Below are 838 nucleotides of genomic sequence, written 5' to 3' on the forward strand. Positions count from 1 at the left end.
GGAGCGCAAGCCTCTCAAAGAAAGCAGCGATACGAGAACCGTTGTCGAAACGGTAGCCAACGCCGCACCAACAATGCCGAAAGCAAACGTTAGGGGGACGATCAGAGCGACGTTCGCAGCCAGAGATACAACCGAAACAACAAGATTGAAGCGAACACGATGAAGACAAGCTAGGAGATTGACGCTTACGGTTCGCAACGGGGACACAATCAGGCTCAAAGAAATTTCCCCGTAGAAGTAACTGTAGCTGTGGAAGCTTTCATGGTTGTAAACTGGGTAGCTAAAGAGGCTATGGAATGTGGTTATGTAAAACCCACAGATACCCTGTTGATTGACCGTTTCATCACTGCTGAAACTTCAGACGATGAAACAAAATTCATTAGCATCGTACCGGCTGATGAAGCTAATGATATTATTCAAGTATTGGTACGCTAATCATTAACTGAACATTAAAAGAACAATGAATACAGAATTTGCACAATTGAAAATGGAAGACCTTAGAAAGGAACTTCCGGAAATGGTAAGAAGTTTGGAAGCATACCGTCAGGGTTCCAACAACACATTGCCTATTGAAGTTACTCTGGAAGAACTGGTACAGGGTAAATATGGTGTATCACAGGATGCCTTCTTCGAAAAGTTGGGTATTAATCCTAAGATTGATACAATGCAGAACATCTTCACTATGCCGCAACAGAATATCCGTTGGATTGTACCGGAAATCATCCGTGCTGCTATTACAACTGGTATGCGCCAGGCACCTTTCTACCCGAACATCATTGCTTCAGACCAATCCATTAATGGTTTGCAGGTAACTATGCCGATGGTAAATATGTCGGAT

At 43.4% G+C, this 838-nt stretch carries 3 protein-coding genes; 2 read left to right on the forward strand and 1 reads right to left on the reverse strand.

Annotated elements, in window-relative coordinates:
• Positions 1-219: polysaccharide biosynthesis C-terminal domain-containing protein (locus IE212_RS34455; protein WP_229864731.1), on the reverse strand; the 219-nt coding region annotated here is incomplete at its 3' end.
• Positions 220-249: 30 nt separating this feature from the next.
• Here IE212_RS34455 and IE212_RS34460 point away from each other — a divergent pair.
• Both IE212_RS34460 and IE212_RS34465 read left to right on the forward strand, forming a co-directional pair.
• On the forward strand, positions 250-435 hold the full coding sequence (locus IE212_RS34460; RefSeq protein WP_190201930.1) for a hypothetical protein: 186 nt from the start codon (positions 250-252) through the stop codon (positions 433-435).
• A gap of 25 nt (positions 436-460) precedes the next feature.
• Positions 461-838, forward strand: a 378-nt coding sequence (locus IE212_RS34465; RefSeq protein ID WP_190201931.1) for a hypothetical protein, incomplete at its 3' end; no start/stop codon positions are given.

Source organism: Streptomyces djakartensis (assembly GCF_014651075.1).
Lineage (GTDB): Bacteria > Actinomycetota > Actinomycetes > Streptomycetales > Streptomycetaceae > Streptomyces > Streptomyces djakartensis.